At 55.1% G+C, this 15,740-nt stretch carries 14 protein-coding genes; 10 read left to right on the top strand and 4 right to left on the bottom strand.

Features of this window, described 5'->3' with window-relative positions; translation table 11 throughout:
* Nucleotides 1-134: 134 nt before the first annotated feature.
* From BKP64_RS10435 to BKP64_RS10420, 4 genes are all read right to left on the bottom strand, one after another.
* Nucleotides 135-2,345, bottom strand: coding sequence for a DUF1631 domain-containing protein (locus tag BKP64_RS10435; RefSeq protein ID WP_070969480.1), 2,211 nt, complete (start codon nucleotides 2,343-2,345; stop codon nucleotides 135-137).
* Nucleotides 2,346-2,541: 196 nt separating this feature from the next.
* On the bottom strand, nucleotides 2,542-3,144 hold the full coding sequence (locus tag BKP64_RS10430; RefSeq protein WP_070969478.1) for a Yip1 family protein: 603 nt from the start codon (nucleotides 3,142-3,144) through the stop codon (nucleotides 2,542-2,544).
* A gap of 152 nt (nucleotides 3,145-3,296) precedes the next feature.
* Nucleotides 3,297-4,580 (bottom strand): HlyC/CorC family transporter, encoded by a 1,284-nt coding sequence (locus tag BKP64_RS10425; RefSeq protein ID WP_070969475.1) that lies wholly within the window; start codon nucleotides 4,578-4,580, stop codon nucleotides 3,297-3,299.
* 84 nt (nucleotides 4,581-4,664) lie between these two features.
* Nucleotides 4,665-5,471: a cytochrome C assembly family protein gene (locus tag BKP64_RS10420; RefSeq protein ID WP_070969473.1), complete on the bottom strand. Its 807-nt coding sequence runs from the start codon at nucleotides 5,469-5,471 to the stop codon at nucleotides 4,665-4,667.
* A 181-nt stretch (nucleotides 5,472-5,652) separates the two neighbouring features.
* Between BKP64_RS10420 and ffh the strand changes: the two genes are divergently transcribed.
* The 10 genes from ffh to recJ all read left to right on the top strand — a co-directional run bounded on the left by ffh (nucleotide 5,653) and on the right by recJ (nucleotide 15,628).
* Nucleotides 5,653-7,041, top strand: coding sequence for a signal recognition particle protein (gene ffh / locus BKP64_RS10415; RefSeq protein WP_070969469.1), 1,389 nt, complete (start codon nucleotides 5,653-5,655; stop codon nucleotides 7,039-7,041).
* A gap of 162 nt (nucleotides 7,042-7,203) precedes the next feature.
* The gene (rpsP, locus tag BKP64_RS10410; protein ID WP_070969466.1) at nucleotides 7,204-7,443 is read left to right on the top strand and encodes a 30S ribosomal protein S16; all 240 of its coding nucleotides are present in this window, start codon (nucleotides 7,204-7,206) and stop codon (nucleotides 7,441-7,443) included.
* A 27-nt stretch (nucleotides 7,444-7,470) separates the two neighbouring features.
* The gene (rimM, locus tag BKP64_RS10405) at nucleotides 7,471-7,998 is read left to right on the top strand and encodes a ribosome maturation factor RimM (protein WP_070969463.1); all 528 of its coding nucleotides are present in this window, start codon (nucleotides 7,471-7,473) and stop codon (nucleotides 7,996-7,998) included.
* Nucleotides 7,999-8,001: 3 nt separating this feature from the next.
* Nucleotides 8,002-8,760, top strand: a complete 759-nt coding sequence (trmD, locus tag BKP64_RS10400; RefSeq protein WP_070969460.1) for a tRNA (guanosine(37)-N1)-methyltransferase TrmD — start codon at nucleotides 8,002-8,004, stop codon at nucleotides 8,758-8,760.
* Between the two features lie 25 nt (nucleotides 8,761-8,785).
* Nucleotides 8,786-9,142 carry a 50S ribosomal protein L19 gene (rplS, locus tag BKP64_RS10395; protein ID WP_070969457.1) on the top strand — a complete coding sequence of 119 codons (357 nt, stop codon included), beginning with the start codon at nucleotides 8,786-8,788 and terminating at the stop codon, nucleotides 9,140-9,142.
* Between the two features lie 113 nt (nucleotides 9,143-9,255).
* Nucleotides 9,256-10,158: a site-specific tyrosine recombinase XerD gene (gene xerD / locus BKP64_RS10390; RefSeq protein WP_070969454.1), complete on the top strand. Its 903-nt coding sequence runs from the start codon at nucleotides 9,256-9,258 to the stop codon at nucleotides 10,156-10,158.
* A gap of 142 nt (nucleotides 10,159-10,300) precedes the next feature.
* Nucleotides 10,301-11,029 carry a DsbC family protein gene (locus BKP64_RS10385; protein ID WP_418287596.1) on the top strand — a complete coding sequence of 243 codons (729 nt, stop codon included), beginning with the start codon at nucleotides 10,301-10,303 and terminating at the stop codon, nucleotides 11,027-11,029.
* Between the two features lie 145 nt (nucleotides 11,030-11,174).
* The gene (locus tag BKP64_RS10380; protein WP_070969448.1) at nucleotides 11,175-12,476 is read left to right on the top strand and encodes a homoserine dehydrogenase; all 1,302 of its coding nucleotides are present in this window, start codon (nucleotides 11,175-11,177) and stop codon (nucleotides 12,474-12,476) included.
* Between the two features lie 11 nt (nucleotides 12,477-12,487).
* Entirely contained in the window at nucleotides 12,488-13,888 is a 1,401-nt protein-coding gene (thrC, locus tag BKP64_RS10375) for a threonine synthase (protein ID WP_070969445.1), read from the top strand.
* 6 nt (nucleotides 13,889-13,894) lie between these two features.
* Nucleotides 13,895-15,628: a single-stranded-DNA-specific exonuclease RecJ gene (gene recJ / locus BKP64_RS10370; RefSeq protein ID WP_070969443.1), complete on the top strand. Its 1,734-nt coding sequence runs from the start codon at nucleotides 13,895-13,897 to the stop codon at nucleotides 15,626-15,628.
* The last annotated feature ends 112 nt before the right edge of the window (nucleotides 15,629-15,740 follow it).

The raw sequence follows: 15,740 nt of genomic DNA, 5'->3' as shown, positions 1-15,740 counted from the left end.
CTCCCGGGGTTCCAGGCTTGTTGACGGAAACCCCGAGAGCAGCAGCGTGTGAGCCAGGAATGCTACCGATAATGCGAGAGTGATCCTGTACTTTGCCGAAAGCCCATTACTTATGCCTTGCTCCTGCATCAATATCAGGCTGTCTTGCTCCGCAGCGTTCCCACAACCGCATCCAGGGCCCGATCGATCAAGGCACCCTGTTCAAGCAGTGTCAGGCGCCCACGGCGCATTTCATGGGCCAGCTCAATCCTGTTCTTCTCAATCACCTTCAGTCCCATGCGATTCACAAACACAAAACTGTCGGCCTCATCGATCACCGCCGAAAGCTTGCAGCGGAAGCTCGCGCCGTTGACCAGCCGGAATTCTACCCAGTTTCCGATTTCGATACTGTCAATCTGGGCAACGTACTCGGAAATAGCTGCTTCTTCGGTCTGGTTTTGAGCGAGGCTTTCGGTCTCAGCAGGTTCACTTACATCTGTGTCTTCTTCAGGTGTTTCCCGGATCTCTGCATTTGAGCTGGTCCGGAATGCTTCTGCCAGTTCGTGCTTGAGCTGCCCCATCATTTCATCAAGCTTCGATGAGTTGTACGACACTTCTTCAAGGCCCGCTCGCAGAGATTTGAGGAGGCCCGGAACAACCCGCACCCATTGATCCCGTTCCGTGTCTTCCTGATGCGGGTGAAGGCACCAGATCAAATCATCGACAACCTTGACGCTTTCCTGCCAGCGATGTTCAGTGTCGTCACGGAGGTAGGCCAGGAACATGACTCTACTCCAGCCGTTGATCAGGATGGTTTGAACTGGCTCTGGCAGGCGGTCTCTCCCGACCTTTTTCTTGATGATCTGGTCGACCTTTTCCTGGGCCTTCTGTGATTTGATTCGGCCCCGTTCCGATTCGCGGGTGCGCTGCTCAACCAGGGATGCCTTACGATTCTCCCTCGCCAGAAACTCTTCAAATTCCTCATTCAGTGTCTCGAAGAGAGCCAGGTCACCGTCAAATTCATTAAGAATTCGCTGAACTATACTGTGGATTTTCTCATAGAGCTTGTCCCGGCTCTTTTCGTCGCTGTTACTCCAGCCGATACCGGCTCTGGCCAGAGCGTTCAGCAGCTTTCGCGCCGGGTGGGTTGCTTTACTGAAGAAGCTCTTGTCTTTAATGACGACCTTCAGGATCGGGATCTGGAGGCGGCTGATAAGAACCTGGATGGGAGCAGATAGATTGTAGTCATCAAGAATAAACTCGAACAACATCGAGACGAGATTGATGAGGTCTTCGTCCATTTCCTTGAGCGCGGGCTTCTTCCCGTCTTTCGGGCTCTCCCGGGAAAGTAGCTGCTCAATTACCGACTTCAAATCGATCTGCAGTGGTTCACCGGCACTCAGGTTTTCTCCTGGTTGGACGTGAGTATCCACTGACAAAGAACTTATGAGACCAACCAGCTCATTTGCACCAATCACTCTTATATTCGGGTCATTACTGCGTGGGGGTTGACCCGCATTGGCTCTCTGTAATTCGAGCATGTGATGAATCTGTTCGAAAACCGGGCTTTCAGCGGCAAGAGATTCCCGCGATGATGACTCGGCCCGCGCTTGGGATGCTTCCGGCGTTTTGCCCGCGCGATCTGATTGCTGGCTGTGCTGTTTGCCAGCCTTGCCATGATATCGAAAATTGGGAATGACACCCGCCTGAATGAGAATGCGGTTGGCTTCGTCCAGCAGCATGCCAAGGTTGGAAACGACGTACCGGTCGAATTGCTTGAGCAGAATAAGGCGTTCCCGAATCTGTATTTCTAGCGCTTGAATGGCTTCTGTGAAGGCACTGCAAAGATGCTCGGGTGCCATCGGGTTGACCGGGGATTCGTCTGTCGCTTCAGGATAAACCTGGCTGAAACGGGTCTGGAGCTGAAGTAAAGGGCCCTGGAAGTGTGCTTTTGCCTTGGTGATCATGGCGTTCAGGGCGACCTGTTCTTCCAGGTCCTCGTTGCCTACCAGTGACAGACTGTCGGCCGTAGCCTGTTTGCTTGTTGTATCTTCCTGGATGTGTCCGGTATGCGGCGGGGTGGCAAAAAACTGGGCCACTGCATTCTGAAAATGACGCTCCACGCCCTTGCGCTTGATTCGAATCTCGCGCATGGCTTCAAAATAGCGGTTTTGCTCGTTGTTACTGCGCGCGTTATTCGCCAGCTCGAACAAAGAATCGTCAACGGCGTCGAAAGCGCCTTGCAATAGATCACCCAACCCGGCGACAACAGTGTCCCGGATGCGGGTAACCTCCACTGGAACCGGTTTGCTACTGCCCGCTTCCCTGTGTTCGCGGAGGTAATGTATGCCGGACTGCTTATTCATGGCCGACTCCTGTTTACGCCTCAACCGGATACATGACCGAGCTTGAATCCTTGTATTTTCTTTATCGGGTAAATTTACCGCATTTTTAGCAAACTTAACATGAATAAACGCTAACCTGAGACTGTCTTCAAAAAACGGAGGGTGCCCCGTGGGACACCCTTCGTTAATTCAGAGCCTTACTGCTGACATGTTACTATCAGCTTACGTAAACGGGGCCGACGCCCATGCTCCAGATAACGACGCTCATGGCGAGAAGTGCAACGAACATTACCAGTCCGACTGTTAGCACCGCTGACGCGAACATGAATCCGCGTTCTTCCGGAATCTTCATCAGGATAGGCAGGCCTTCATAGAGAAGATAGACGGCGTATGCGACAGCCGCGAGCCCGGCGAGCATGTTTACCCAAATGTTTGGGTATACCGCGATTACGCCAATCAGGAAAATCGGGGTGGCGGTATACGCAGCTAGCGCAACTCCCCTGGGGGTGCGTTCAACGGCATCGTAGGTCGCGGCAAAAAAATCAATAAATTTACCAAGAATGAATATGCCCACGAGCATCGCGGCGTAGAACAGGGTCGAAAGCTGCAGTGCGCTTCCGGTGGAGAGCTTCGTTATCTGCCCGTCACCGATCTGCCAGCCTACCTGGGATGTTCCGAAAAATCCGGCGGCAGCGGGAATGAGGGCCAAAAGCAAAATGTGGCCGAGATAGAGTTTCGTTACGGACTCAGATTCCCTGCGTATAGCCTCCCACTCCTGGTCAGGGTGAGCAAGCAGGCCAAAGCTGTGTGTCAGACTCATGGATAGATTCCTTATCATTATTTTTGTTTCGCACCACGGTTAGTGTTGGTCGTGGGCAGATAAGGGTCAAGAAAACGGTTAAATTTTGATCTTTCAAGAACCGGGCCCGCTATAACTGAAAGAACTATAGCGGGCGGGAATTGGGCCCGGTGTTATGGTCGGGCCAGCGGGCGCTTTTTGCGTTTGCGAGGGTGTACGATGGCGGCCTTTACAACGTTGTCCTTAATCTGCAGAACTTCCACGCAATGCCCGTCCACCTTGACGCATACGTTTGTATCCGGGATGTTTTCCAGTGTCTCGGTGATCAGGCCGTTGAGCGTTTTGGGACCGTCCGTAGGCATTTTCCAGCCCAGGGTCTTGTTGATGGTTCGCAGGGCCGTTGTCCCGTCAATAATGAAGGTTCCGTCGTCCTGGGGGATGATGTCAGGGCTGGTGGCGGCGTAGTCCGTGGTAAAGTCACCGACGATTTCCTCCAGAATGTCCTCAAGCGTGGCCAGGCCGAGCACATCGCCATATTCGTCAACGACGATACCAAACCGGCGCTTTCCCTTCTGGAAATTGATGAGCTGAGTGTTCAGTGGCGTGCTTTCAGGGACAAAGTAGGGTTCCTGGCAAAGCTGCATGATCATCGCTTTGTTGATTTCTTCCTGCTGAAGCAGCTTGGACGCACTTCTCAGATGCAGAATGCCCTGGATATTGTTGATGTCGCCTTTAAAAACCGGAAGTCGGGTGTGCTGGCTGCTGCGAAGCTGTCGCAGGATGGTGTCGGTATCGTCATCCAGATCAATGCCCACCACCTCGTTTCGGGGGACCATGATGTCGTTCACCGTGACCTTTTCCAGATCCAGGATGCTGACCAACATGTCCTTATGTTTGGCCGGGATCAGCGCGCCTGCCTCATTGACGAGGGTTCTGAGTTCTTCGCGACTGAGATGGTCGCTGGCGGCATCATCGGGAGAGACGCGAAGCAGTTTCAGGATAACACCGGTAAGCAGGTTTACCGCCCAGACGATTGGATAAAGGATCTTCAGTAGCGGTCCCAGCACGTAGCTCGCGGGGAAGGCGATTTTTTCCGGAAAGAGGGCGGCCAGTGTTTTGGGCGTAACTTCGGCAAAAATCAGGATGACGATCGTTAGCAGGAGCGTTGCGTAAGCGATGCCAGCATTACCCCAGAGCTCGATGGCAATAACTGTTGCAATGGATGAGGCAAGAATATTAACGAAGTTGTTGCCGATCAGGATAACCCCAATCAACTGATCTGTTCTCTGGAGAAGGTTTTGAGCTCGCTTTGCGCCCTTGTGACCGGTTTTTGCCAGGTGTTTCAGGCGGTACCGGTTCAGGGACATCATTCCGGTTTCCGAGCTGGAAAAGAAGCCGGACAGAAGAATGAGGCCGACGAGCAGAATAAACAGCGCGGTAAGCGATGTTTCGTTCAAGAGGGGGGTCCTTATATTACCAACAAGTGGGGAAAATAGGGGTAGGCCGAGGCCGGTGTCAAGAGGTTGTGCTCCCGGGGAGGATTAGCCGCCTCTGTTAAATACCAGTTCAAGCACGAATTTGCTGCCGTAAAAAGCCAGCATTAACAGGGCGCAGCCCGCCAGCGTCCAACGACTTGCCGTAATGCCTCTCCAGCCTTTGGTGTAGCGCCCGATCAACAGTGCAACGAACACCATTAACGAAAGTAGTGAAAAAACAGTTTTGTGGGCCAGATCCTGGGCGAAAAGATCTTTCACAAACAGCGCCCCGGTTACGATCGCCAGTACGAGCATCACCACGCCGGCCCAGACCATTTCGAACAATAGTGATTCCATGGTCTGCAGGGGCGGCAGGTTACGCACCAGCAGGCTGTTGTAATTACGTTTAAGTTGGCGGTTCTGGAAATAGAGCAGGATCGCCTGGATGGCTGCCAGCGTGAACAGGCTGTACGCTGTGACTGACAAGGCGATATGTGACAGCATCCCATAGCTCTCGTCTGAGACCAGTCTTGAAGGGGTGTGCGTGATCAAACCCATTATGATGGTCAGGGATGCCAGGGGGTAAACCCCAAGGAACAGGTTCTGCACAGGTTTTCTGAGGTTAAGGCCAAGAAGAAGGAATACGATCAGCCACGAGATGAGGACGGAGCTCTTGAAAAATCCAAAATCGAATCCGCCGTCGTGATGCACTGTTTGAGCAATCAACAGGCCATGGCTAATCAGTGCCAGAGCGCCGACCAGTGTCGTAATGGCAAGGTTACTGTGCACCCGGCCTCTGAAATGGAGCGCCTGCAGCGCGGTACCGACGCTGTATAGAAAAAGAGAGGTGACCGCGAGAATCAGCGTTCCCATGACTTCCTTATTAACCACTAATCTGACTGGGATTCGGTGGTGTGTTTCACCGATTTGACCGGGTTGGTCGTTTCAGGGCGATAGTCTGGTTATAATGTCGCGATTATGCAACTGGAATCAAGGAGCCGAAACGGGCTCTGCGGTCCATGCACTCAATTTATCCGGGGTACGGAAGAGCAACATGTTTGAGAACCTCCAAGACCGACTTTCCGGTAGCCTGCGCAAGATTTCCGGTCAGGCGCGGCTAACCGATGACAATATCAAGGACACGCTGCGTGAAGTCCGGATGGCTCTGCTTGAGGCGGATGTCGCTCTGCCGGTAGTCAAGGATTTCGTGGAAGGTGTCCGCACGCGTGCCATTGGTCAGGAAGTGCAACGCAGCCTGACGCCGGGGCAGGTTTTTGTGAAGGTGGTCCAGCAAGAGCTGGAGCGCGTTATGGGCGAGAGCAATGAGTCGCTCAACCTGTCCGTGCAGCCGCCCGCAGTTATTATGATGGCTGGCCTGCAGGGTGCCGGTAAGACCACGACGGTGGCCAAGCTTTCCCGATTCCTTAAAGAACGTCAGAAGAAGTCGGTCATGGTGGTCAGCGCGGACGTATATCGTCCGGCCGCCATCAAGCAGTTGGAAACACTGGCTGGCGAAGTGGGCGTCGAGTTTTTCCCCAGTACGGCAGACCAGGATCCGGTGGATATCGCCGAGGGCGCTATCTCTGCCGCGCGCAAGAAGCACATTGACGTTGTCATTCTGGATACCGCCGGCCGTCTGCATGTCGATGAGCAGATGATGGGTGAAATCGGGCGCCTCCACAAAGCGGTTAACCCGGTTGAGACCCTGTTTGTGGTCGATGCCATGACCGGCCAGGATGCGGCGAATACCGCCAAGGCGTTTAACGACGCGTTACCGCTGACGGGGGTAGTGCTGACCAAAACCGATGGTGACGCTCGCGGTGGCGCAGCCTTGTCGGTCCGTCATATTACCGGTAAGCCCATTAAATTTCTGGGCGTTGGAGAAAAATCCGATGCGTTGGAGCCTTTTTACCCGGACCGTGTTGCGTCACGCATCCTTGGTATGGGCGATGTTCTCTCACTGATAGAAGAAGCCGAGCGTAAGCTGGACCAGAAGAAGGCCCAGAAGCTCACAAAAAAGATCAAGAAGGGCAAGAGCTTCGACCTGGAAGACTTCCGGGATCAGCTGCAACAGATGAAGAATATGGGTGGTATCGGCGGTTTGCTGGATAAGCTACCGGGTATGGGGCAAATGGCCCAGATGGCGCAGCAGCAGGTTAATGACAAATCCATGGGGCAGATGGAAGCCATCATCTGCTCAATGACGCCGAAGGAGCGCCGTTACCCTGATGTCATTAACAACTCACGCAAGCGCCGCATCGCCACCGGCTCCGGAACCCAGATCCAGGATGTCAATCGCCTGCTCAAGCAACACAAGCAAATGCAGAAAATGATGAAAAAGTTTGGCAAAAAGGGCGGTATGGCGAACATGATGCGCGGCATGGGTGGTATGATGCCGCCCGGCGGCGGCGGTGGTGGAGCGCCTCCCTTCGGCCGTATGTAAAATGCCTTACATGGAAAACGTGGAAACAATGTTTTCCCTGTTTTCTTCGGCGCTTTTTTAGCATAGAATAGCGCCCCTTTCGAGTATGGGTCTTCGCGTCAGCCACTGATTGGCAGGCGTGAAACGTATAAAGTTCGTACAACAGAACAGGATATTGGTTAAATGGTAATAATCCGTTTGGCTCGTGGCGGCTCAAAGAAGCGCCCGTTCTACCATCTGACAGTCACCGACAGCCGTAAATCTCGCGACGGTCGGTTCATTGAGCGCGTTGGATTTTTCAACCCGGTTGCCCGTGGTCAGGAAGAAAGTCTGCGCGTTGACCGTGATCGTGTTGAGTTCTGGCTGGGCCAGGGCGCGCAAACCAGCGATCGTGTTGCCCAGCTGCTGAAGGCTGCTGAGTAATTACGTTTTAGTACCGGGGTTTGTGGCATGACACAGAATTCGCAGGAAACTGTGATCGGCCGGATTACCTCGGTATTTGGGGTCAAGGGATGGCTAAAGGTCTATTCCTTTACGGATCCCAGAGAAGGAATACTGAATTACCGGGACTGGACGTTGGATCTGGACGGAAAGCGTATTCCTGTCAAGCTTGAAGAGGGTCGCCGCCAAGGGCAGGGGATCGTCGTCAGGCTTAAAGGTGTTGATGACCGTGATGTTGCTCTCAAGCTATGCGGCGCCGATGTTAAAGTGGCGACCGAAGAGCTACCTGATCTCCCTGAGGGGGAGTTCTACTGGTTCCAGCTTGAGGGTCTTGACGTTTTTACGGTTGAGGGTGAGTGCCTGGGAACGGTGCACCATCTGATAGAAACAGGTTCCAACGATGTTCTGGTGGTTCACGCTTCGGCAGGTTCCATAGATCAGCGTGAGCGGTTGATTCCTTATCTGCCTGATCAGGTGGTCAGGGAAGTCGACTTGGGCTCTTCGCGCATGGTTGTGGACTGGGATCCGGAGTTCTGACGGGTGTGGATCGGCGCAGTCAGTCTGTTTCCGGAGATGTTCAGTGCGGTAACTGATTACGGGATCACGGGAAGGGCAGTTCGGGACGGTCTTTTGACCTTCAGGAGCTGGAATCCTCGTGAGTTTACCCATGATCGTCACCGCACAGTAGATGACCGTCCTTACGGTGGTGGCCCGGGCATGCTGATGAAAATCCAGCCGCTCCGCGAGGCCATACGTGCTGCACGGGAGTCTGCGCCAGGTCAGGCCTGCGTAGTTTATCTTTCGCCTCAGGGTGAGCCATTGACTCAGGCCGTCGTCGAGTCTCTTGCGGCGGAGGAGCGACTGATTCTGATCGCAGGTCGCTACGAGGGTGTGGATGAGCGCCTGATATCGGCCGAAGTCGATCGGGAAGTGTCACTGGGGGACTTCGTCCTCTCCGGTGGCGAGTTGGCGGCGATGGCCGTCATTGATGCGGTTACACGCCTCATCCCCGGAGCGCTGGGTCATGCGCAGTCGGCAGAGCAGGATTCCTTTGCTGACGGTTTGCTGGATTGTCCGCACTACACTCGGCCCGAGGTTTACGAAGGTCAGGCGGTGCCGGATGTTTTATTGGGCGGTCACCATGATCAGATCCGGCGTTGGCGGCTAAAGCAGTCGCTGAGGCGAACCCGGGAGCGACGCCCCGACCTGCTGGAGAAGCGGGTGTTTACGGATGAAGAGCGTGAGCTGCTGGAAGAGATTTTGAACGAACCGGGTGCCTCTGAATCATCAGGGCATTAAAAGATTGGGTATCAGGAGCATTACGATGAGCGGCAAGAACAACATCATCAGTCAACTTGAAGCGGAACAGATGACCAAGGAAACCCCTGCGTTTGCGCCGGGCGATACCGTGGTCGTTCAGGTTCGCGTAACCGAGGGTAACCGTGAGCGTCTGCAGGCGTTCGAAGGTGTTGTCATCGGTAAGCGTAACCGTGGCATGAACTCATCCTTCACCGTGCGTAAGATTTCTTACGGTGTTGGCGTTGAGCGTACTTTCCAGACCTTCTCCAAGCTGATCGACAGCGTGAGCGTGAAGCGTCGCGGTGACGTGCGTCAGGCCAAGCTTTACTACCTGCGCGACCTGTCCGGTAAGGCAGCTCGCATCAAGGAAAAGCTGGGCTGATCAGTGATTTGCTGAGCAGTACGCTTGTAAAAAAGGCAGCCTGGGGCTGCCTTTTTTGTGTCTGAGGCCTGTGCAATGCTGGCAGGGGCTTGTGGTGGCGTGAGGGGGTTGATGTGAGACAGGAAGATGAGGCGATCATCGTCCGCTTTACCGACGCGATATGGCTGGAAGACGGGCTGGGTGAAAAAACGAGGCAAGCCTATCGAAGCGATCTTACCCGTCTTTCAGCCTGGCTGGAGGAGCAGCCCGGCCGGCCGCCCCTGACGGCTGCCCGCAGAACCGATTTGCTTGCGTGGATGTCCAGAGGCCTGGCGGAAGGAGTGAAAGCGTCAACTGCGGCCCGGCGGCTGTCCGGTATACGGCGGTTTTATCGTTATCTATTGCGTGAAGGTCTGATTGCTGAGGACCCGACCTTGCGCATCGACAGTCCCCGCCTGCCTCGGCGGCTTCCTGATTCCCTGACTGAGGAGGAGGTTGACGACCTGCTGGCAGAGCCGGACCCTTCGGTGCCTATCGAATTACGGGATAAGGCCATGCTGGAGATTCTCTATGGCTGCGGGCTCCGGGTTTCTGAACTCACAGGCTTGCGTGTCGACCAGGTCAATCTTCGCCAGGGTGTGATTCGAATTACCGGCAAGGGTGACAAAGAGCGTCTCGTCCCCCTGGGTGAGGAGGCGGTCGACTGGCTGCTGCGTTATATGAAGGAGGCGCGCCTGGAGCTCTTGAAAGGTCATTCCTGTGATGCACTGTTCCCGGGGAACCGGCCTTCTGCCATGACCCGCCAGACTTTCTGGCACCGGATCAAGCATTATGCTGTCCGGGTGGGCATTCGCAAGCATCTCTCCCCCCACACTCTTCGACATGCCTTTGCAACGCATCTCCTGAATCACGGCGCTGATCTGCGGGTTGTTCAGATGCTGCTGGGGCACTCTGATTTATCAACGACACAGATATATACCCATGTTGCGCGCCAGCGCCTTCAGTCGTTGCACCAGGCCCATCATCCCCGTGGCTGATGTGCGCTTTTTTGGGTAAGGTAGCTGCTTTGAACTTTTTCGGCGCGTCTGTGTCGCAGTAACGGATTCCCGTGGCCTTTCTCGCTTGAGGGGCGGGCTGAATAACATCTGACTGGAAAAACGTATGTCTGCCAGAAAAAGCATGAAGAATGTTGCGAGGGTGTTCGGTCTGACCGTTGGGGTGCTGCTCGCATTCCCAGCTGCAGCTGGTGAAATAGAGGATCGTATTGCCACGCGCCTGGCTGAGGCTGTGCCGGGCCTGAAGGTGACGTCGGTTCGGGAGTCCGAAGCGGAGGGGCTGTATGAGGTATTGAGCAATAATGGCGAGACCATTTACTCCACAGCAGACGGGCAGTATTTGTTGACGGGTGATTTGTTGAAGATTACTGATAACGGTATCGCCAATGTGACCGAGGAAGCGAAAGCCGGTCAGCGTCGCCAGGTTATGGCGGGCTTTGGCGATGACGGTGTCATCAGCTTCCCGGCGAAAGGTGATGAAAAGGCTGTTATTGACGTGTTTACGGATATTGATTGCCCCTACTGCAGGAAACTGCACGCCGAAATTCCGCAGCTCAATGATTACGGTATTACGGTGAACTACTACGCTTTCCCTCGTTCCGGTCCTGGAACGCCGTCGTTCAAAAAATACGTTTCGGTGTGGTGTGCGGACGATCCTCAGGCGGCGATGAATGCGGCCAAAAGCGGGCGGAGCGTGGATTCTGCCACCTGCGAAAACCCGGTTCTTGAACAGTATCAGCTAGGTGGTCGCGTCGGTGTGACCGGCACGCCAGCCATTATCCTGGAAGACGGCAACATGGTGCGGGGGTACGTTCCCGCTGACAATCTCGCCAAGGGCCTGGGGCTGCTTTAAAGTTCTTTCCGGCTGCCTCCGGCGGCCGGACTTTCATGTATTTGACTTGCTTCCGATTCGGGGCTTATTCAGTGGCACCTGAATCGGTATACTATGCCTCCTTATTGTAATTCATCAGCACCCCTTCGGGATCAGAGGTGAGAGTTTGAAAGACGTCAGTGTCGGAATCTGCGGACTGGGTACCGTTGGCGGCGGTACATTCAATGTCTTGACCCGGAACGCACGGCTAATTGCCGGCCGGGCCGGCTGCAATATCCGGATTACCCGTATTGCCAGTCGTCGGCCCCGGAATGATATGGATCTCGGGGATGTGCCTTTTTCTACCGACATTTATGACGTGGTAAACGATCCGGCCATTGATGTCGTCGTCGAGCTTATCGGTGGTTATGATGCCGCAAAAGAGCTTGTGTTGGCTGCGATCAGTAAAGGCAAGCACGTAGTGACCGCGAACAAGGCCTTGATAGCCGTTCACGGTAACGAAATATTTGAAGCCGCGGAAAAAGCCGAGGTCGTGGTTGCTTACGAGGCAGGCGTTGCCGGGGGGATTCCGGTGATGAAAGCGATTCGCGAGGGTATGGCTGCCAACCGAATTGACTGGATCGCCGGTATCATTAACGGGACTGGAAACTACATCCTCACCGAAATGCGTGCCGGTCGCCAGTTTTCTGAGGTATTGAAGGAAGCTCAGGATCTTGGCTATGCCGAAGCCGATCCAACCTTCGATGTCGAAGGCATTGATGCTGCCCACAAGCTGACGATCCTGGCATCTGCGGGCTTTGGTGTGCCCCTTCAGTTTGAGAAAGGCTTCACCGAAGGCATCTCGAAAATCACTCCGTATGACATTGCCCATGCCGAGCTGTTGGGTTATCGCATCAAGCACCTGGGTATTGCGCGTCGTCGTGACGATGGCATTGAGTTGCGGGTTCATCCGACTCTGGTGCCCCAGAGTCACTTGATCGCTCAGGTCGATGGTGTGCTGAACGCGGTCCTTGTGGATGGCGATGCCGTTGGCCAGACCATGTATTACGGACCAGGCGCCGGCGATGAGGCCACCGCCTCCGCTGTTATTGCTGATATCGTGGATGTGGCCCGGGCGGTTGCCAGCGAGAGCAAGCAACGGGTTCCCTATCTCGGATTCGCTCCGGAGGCCATGGAAGACCTTGAAGTGCTCTCCATGGAGGATATCCAGTCAGCCTATTATCTTCGAATCACTGCTCTGGATCGCCCGGGTGTGTTAGCGAAAATTGCCTCGATTCTTAGTGAGCATGGGATCAATATCGAGTCCATCATGCAGAAGGAATCCGAGCTGAAGGACGGCCGCATTCCAGTGATCATTCTGACCCATACGGTCCAGGAGCGGCAGATGAACCGCGCCATTGAAGAGCTTGAAGCACTGACTGACACCGATGGCCAGGTTGTTCGCATCCGCGCTGAAAACTTCAACTGACAGGTACGCATGTGAGATATATCAGTACGCGGGGAGAAGCGCCCGCACTGGGTTTTGAAGATGTTCTGCTGACTGGCCTGGCCACTGACGGTGGTCTGTATGTGCCGGAATCGCTGCCTCACTTCAGTCTTGAGGAAATTCGAAGCTGGCGCGGGCTTTCCTACAGCGAGCTAGCGTTTAACGTGATGCATCCGTTTGTGGACGACGCCATCCCGGCCGACGATTTCCGGACGATGCTGGACGAAACCTACGCGGTGTTCAGCCACAAGGCGGTTGCACCACTGGTGCAACTGGACACCAATGAGTGGGTCATGGAGCTGTTCCATGGCCCGACGCTGGCGTTCAAGGATTTCGCGTTGCAGTTGCTGGGCCGGTTGCTGGATTACGTATTGGAAAAGCGAAAGCAGCACGTGGTCATTATGGGGGCAACCTCCGGAGATACCGGTTCCGCCGCGATCGAAGGCTGTCGCCGTTGCGAGCACGTGGATATCTTCATTCTGCATCCCTATGAGCGGGTATCGGAAGTGCAGCGCCGCCAGATGACCACCGTGAAGGGCGAGAACATCCATAATATCGCGGTTCGTGGTAATTTCGACGATTGTCAGCGCATGGTGAAGGAAAGCTTTGGCAACCAGGGCTTTCTGGGAGGCAAGACCCAGCTGGCAGCGGTGAACTCCATTAACTGGGCCCGGATCATGGCCCAGATTGTTTACTACTTCCAGGCATCTCTGGCGCTGGGCGGTCCGGATCGCAGCATGGCGTTTTCTGTGCCTACCGGGAACTTCGGAGATATCTTTGCCGGCTATCTGGCCCGCAAGATGGGGTTGCCCATCTCGCAGCTGGTGATCGCTACCAACCGCAACGATATCCTTCATCGTTTCATGAGCGGCAACAAATACGAGCAGCACCAACTTGAGCACACTCTGTCGCCGAGCATGGACATCATGGTGTCCAGCAACTTCGAGCGCCTGCTGTTTGATCTGCACGGTCGTGACGGTCAGGCCGTGAAGGAGCTGCTTGAGAATGCGGCTAAAGGCCCGGTGAGCATTGAGGATTATCGCTGGAAACATGCCCGCAAACTGTTTGACAGTGATGCGGTGGATGACAAGACCACGTGCGATGTTATTCGTGAGATCTATGAGCAGAATGAATATCTGCTGGATCCCCATACGGCCATTGGTGTGAAAGCGGCCCGTAACTGTCGCCGTGACAGTTCGGTCCCGATGATCACTCTTGGTACTGCGCACCCGGCCAAGTTTCCGGATGCCATCTCCGAGGCCGGGCTAACAGTGCAGCCCCAGTTGCCCGCCCACATGGCGGACCTGTTCGAGCGCGATGAACACTACACGGTTCTGGACAACAATATTGCCGGTGTTCAGGAGTTTATTGCCGAACACTGGAAAAACACCTGACCCGGTATGACACCGAAAAAGATCCTGCGTCGCCCCCAACCGGAGAACACGCCGGCCTGGGGGCAGAGCCTCCCACCGTTACTTCGTCGCCTCTATGCAGCCAGAGGCGTGACCTCCGATGAGCAGCTGAGTTATACCCTCAAACACCTGGCCTCTCCCATGGAGCTCCGGGGTATTGATCGTGCGGTAACGTTGCTGGCCGAGGCCATAGAACAACAGCAGCGGGTTTTGATTCTGGGTGATTTTGATGCCGATGGCGCCACCAGTACGGCGGTCGCCATGCTGGGATTGTCCATGCTGGGCCTGCAAAGTATTGATTTCCGCGTTCCCAGCCGGTTCTCGGACGGCTATGGCCTGACACCGGGAATCATCGAGCGCCTGAAAGATGAAGGCGAGCTGCCAGACCTGCTGATTACTGTGGACAATGGGATCTCCGCTATAGAGGGTGTGAAAGCAGCCCGCAATATGGGTATGAGCGTGGTTGTGACTGACCATCACCTGGCGGGTGAAACCTTGCCGGATGCCGATGCCATCGTTAATCCCAATCAACCCGGTTGCCCCTTTCTGAGCAAGAATGCCGCTGGGGTTGGCGTCATGTTTTATGTGCTTACAGCCTTGCGCAAGCATCTCCGCGAAACAGATCGCCTGCCTCTGCCGGAGCCGAATCTTGGGTCGCTTCTTGATCTGGTGGCACTGGGAACAGTTGCAGATGTGGTACCCCTGGACCATAACAACCGCATTTTTGTCGAACAGGGCCTGCGCCGTATTCGTCAGGGTGAGGCCCGTCCAGGCATTCTGGCTTTGTTGGAAGTGGCTGGCCGGGACCACACGGCCATCAGCTCAACAGATCTCGGATTCGTTGTCGGCCCCCGCCTGAACGCCGCTGGTCGTCTGGATGACATGAGCATTGGTATTGCCTGCCTTCTGGCAGACAGTCCGGATGAAGCCCGCCGGCTGGCCAGGGAGCTTGACAGCTTTAATCGTGAGCGTCGCACCATTGAGAAGGATATGAAGGCCCAGGCCCAGGAGTTGCTGGCGTCGATGTCGCTTGATCTTGAGGGCTTACCTTGGGGGCTGGCGCTGTTCGATCCGGACTGGCACCAGGGCGTCATTGGGATTCTGGCTGCAAGAATACGTGAACAGACTCATCGGCCGACTATTGCATTCGCCGGTGACGATAACGGCGAGGATATCAAGGGATCGGCACGCTCCATCCCCGGTCTTCATATTCGCGATGTGCTGGCCGCCGTGGATGCCCGCCACCCGGGTATGATGAAAAAATACGGGGGGCATGCGATGGCTGCCGGTATGACCCTCGCCCGTGAAAATCTGGATGCTTTTTCCGACGCTTTTGATAAGGCGGTTCGGGATACCCTGAAAGCTGAGGACCTGGAGGCGGCAATTACGACCGATGGGCCATTGGACCTGAATGAGCTGAGTCTGGACACGGCTGCACTGCTCAAGAATGCGGGGCCCTGGGGGCAGCATTTTCCCGAGCCGGTGTTTGACGGTGAATTCCGGGTGGTCAGTCAGCGTATCGTCGGCGAGAATCACCTCAAGCTGGTGTTGCAGCCAGCTGAAGGTGGCGGAATCATTGATGGCATAGCTTTCAATACCGGGCCGGAAGTGCCTGATTTTACGCGTTCTGGCGCACGGGTGGTTTACAAGCCGGACTCCAATACGTTCCGGGGCCGCACGAGTCTTCAGTTGCTGATCGACTATCTTGAACCCCTTTCCTGATTCAAGGTTACCCGGGGGTAGGGGGTGAAGTTCTGGTTTTCCCCGGCTGATTTACCCGCAGAATTCCGGTAGAATCCCGCCACTGTTTTACTCATCATTTTCCAGAGCGAGT

This window comes from Marinobacter salinus (assembly GCF_001854125.1).
GTDB lineage: Bacteria > Pseudomonadota > Gammaproteobacteria > Pseudomonadales > Oleiphilaceae > Marinobacter > Marinobacter salinus.
Note: the sequence above shows the minus strand (reverse complement) of the source record. Positions and strands in the feature narration are given on the sequence as shown.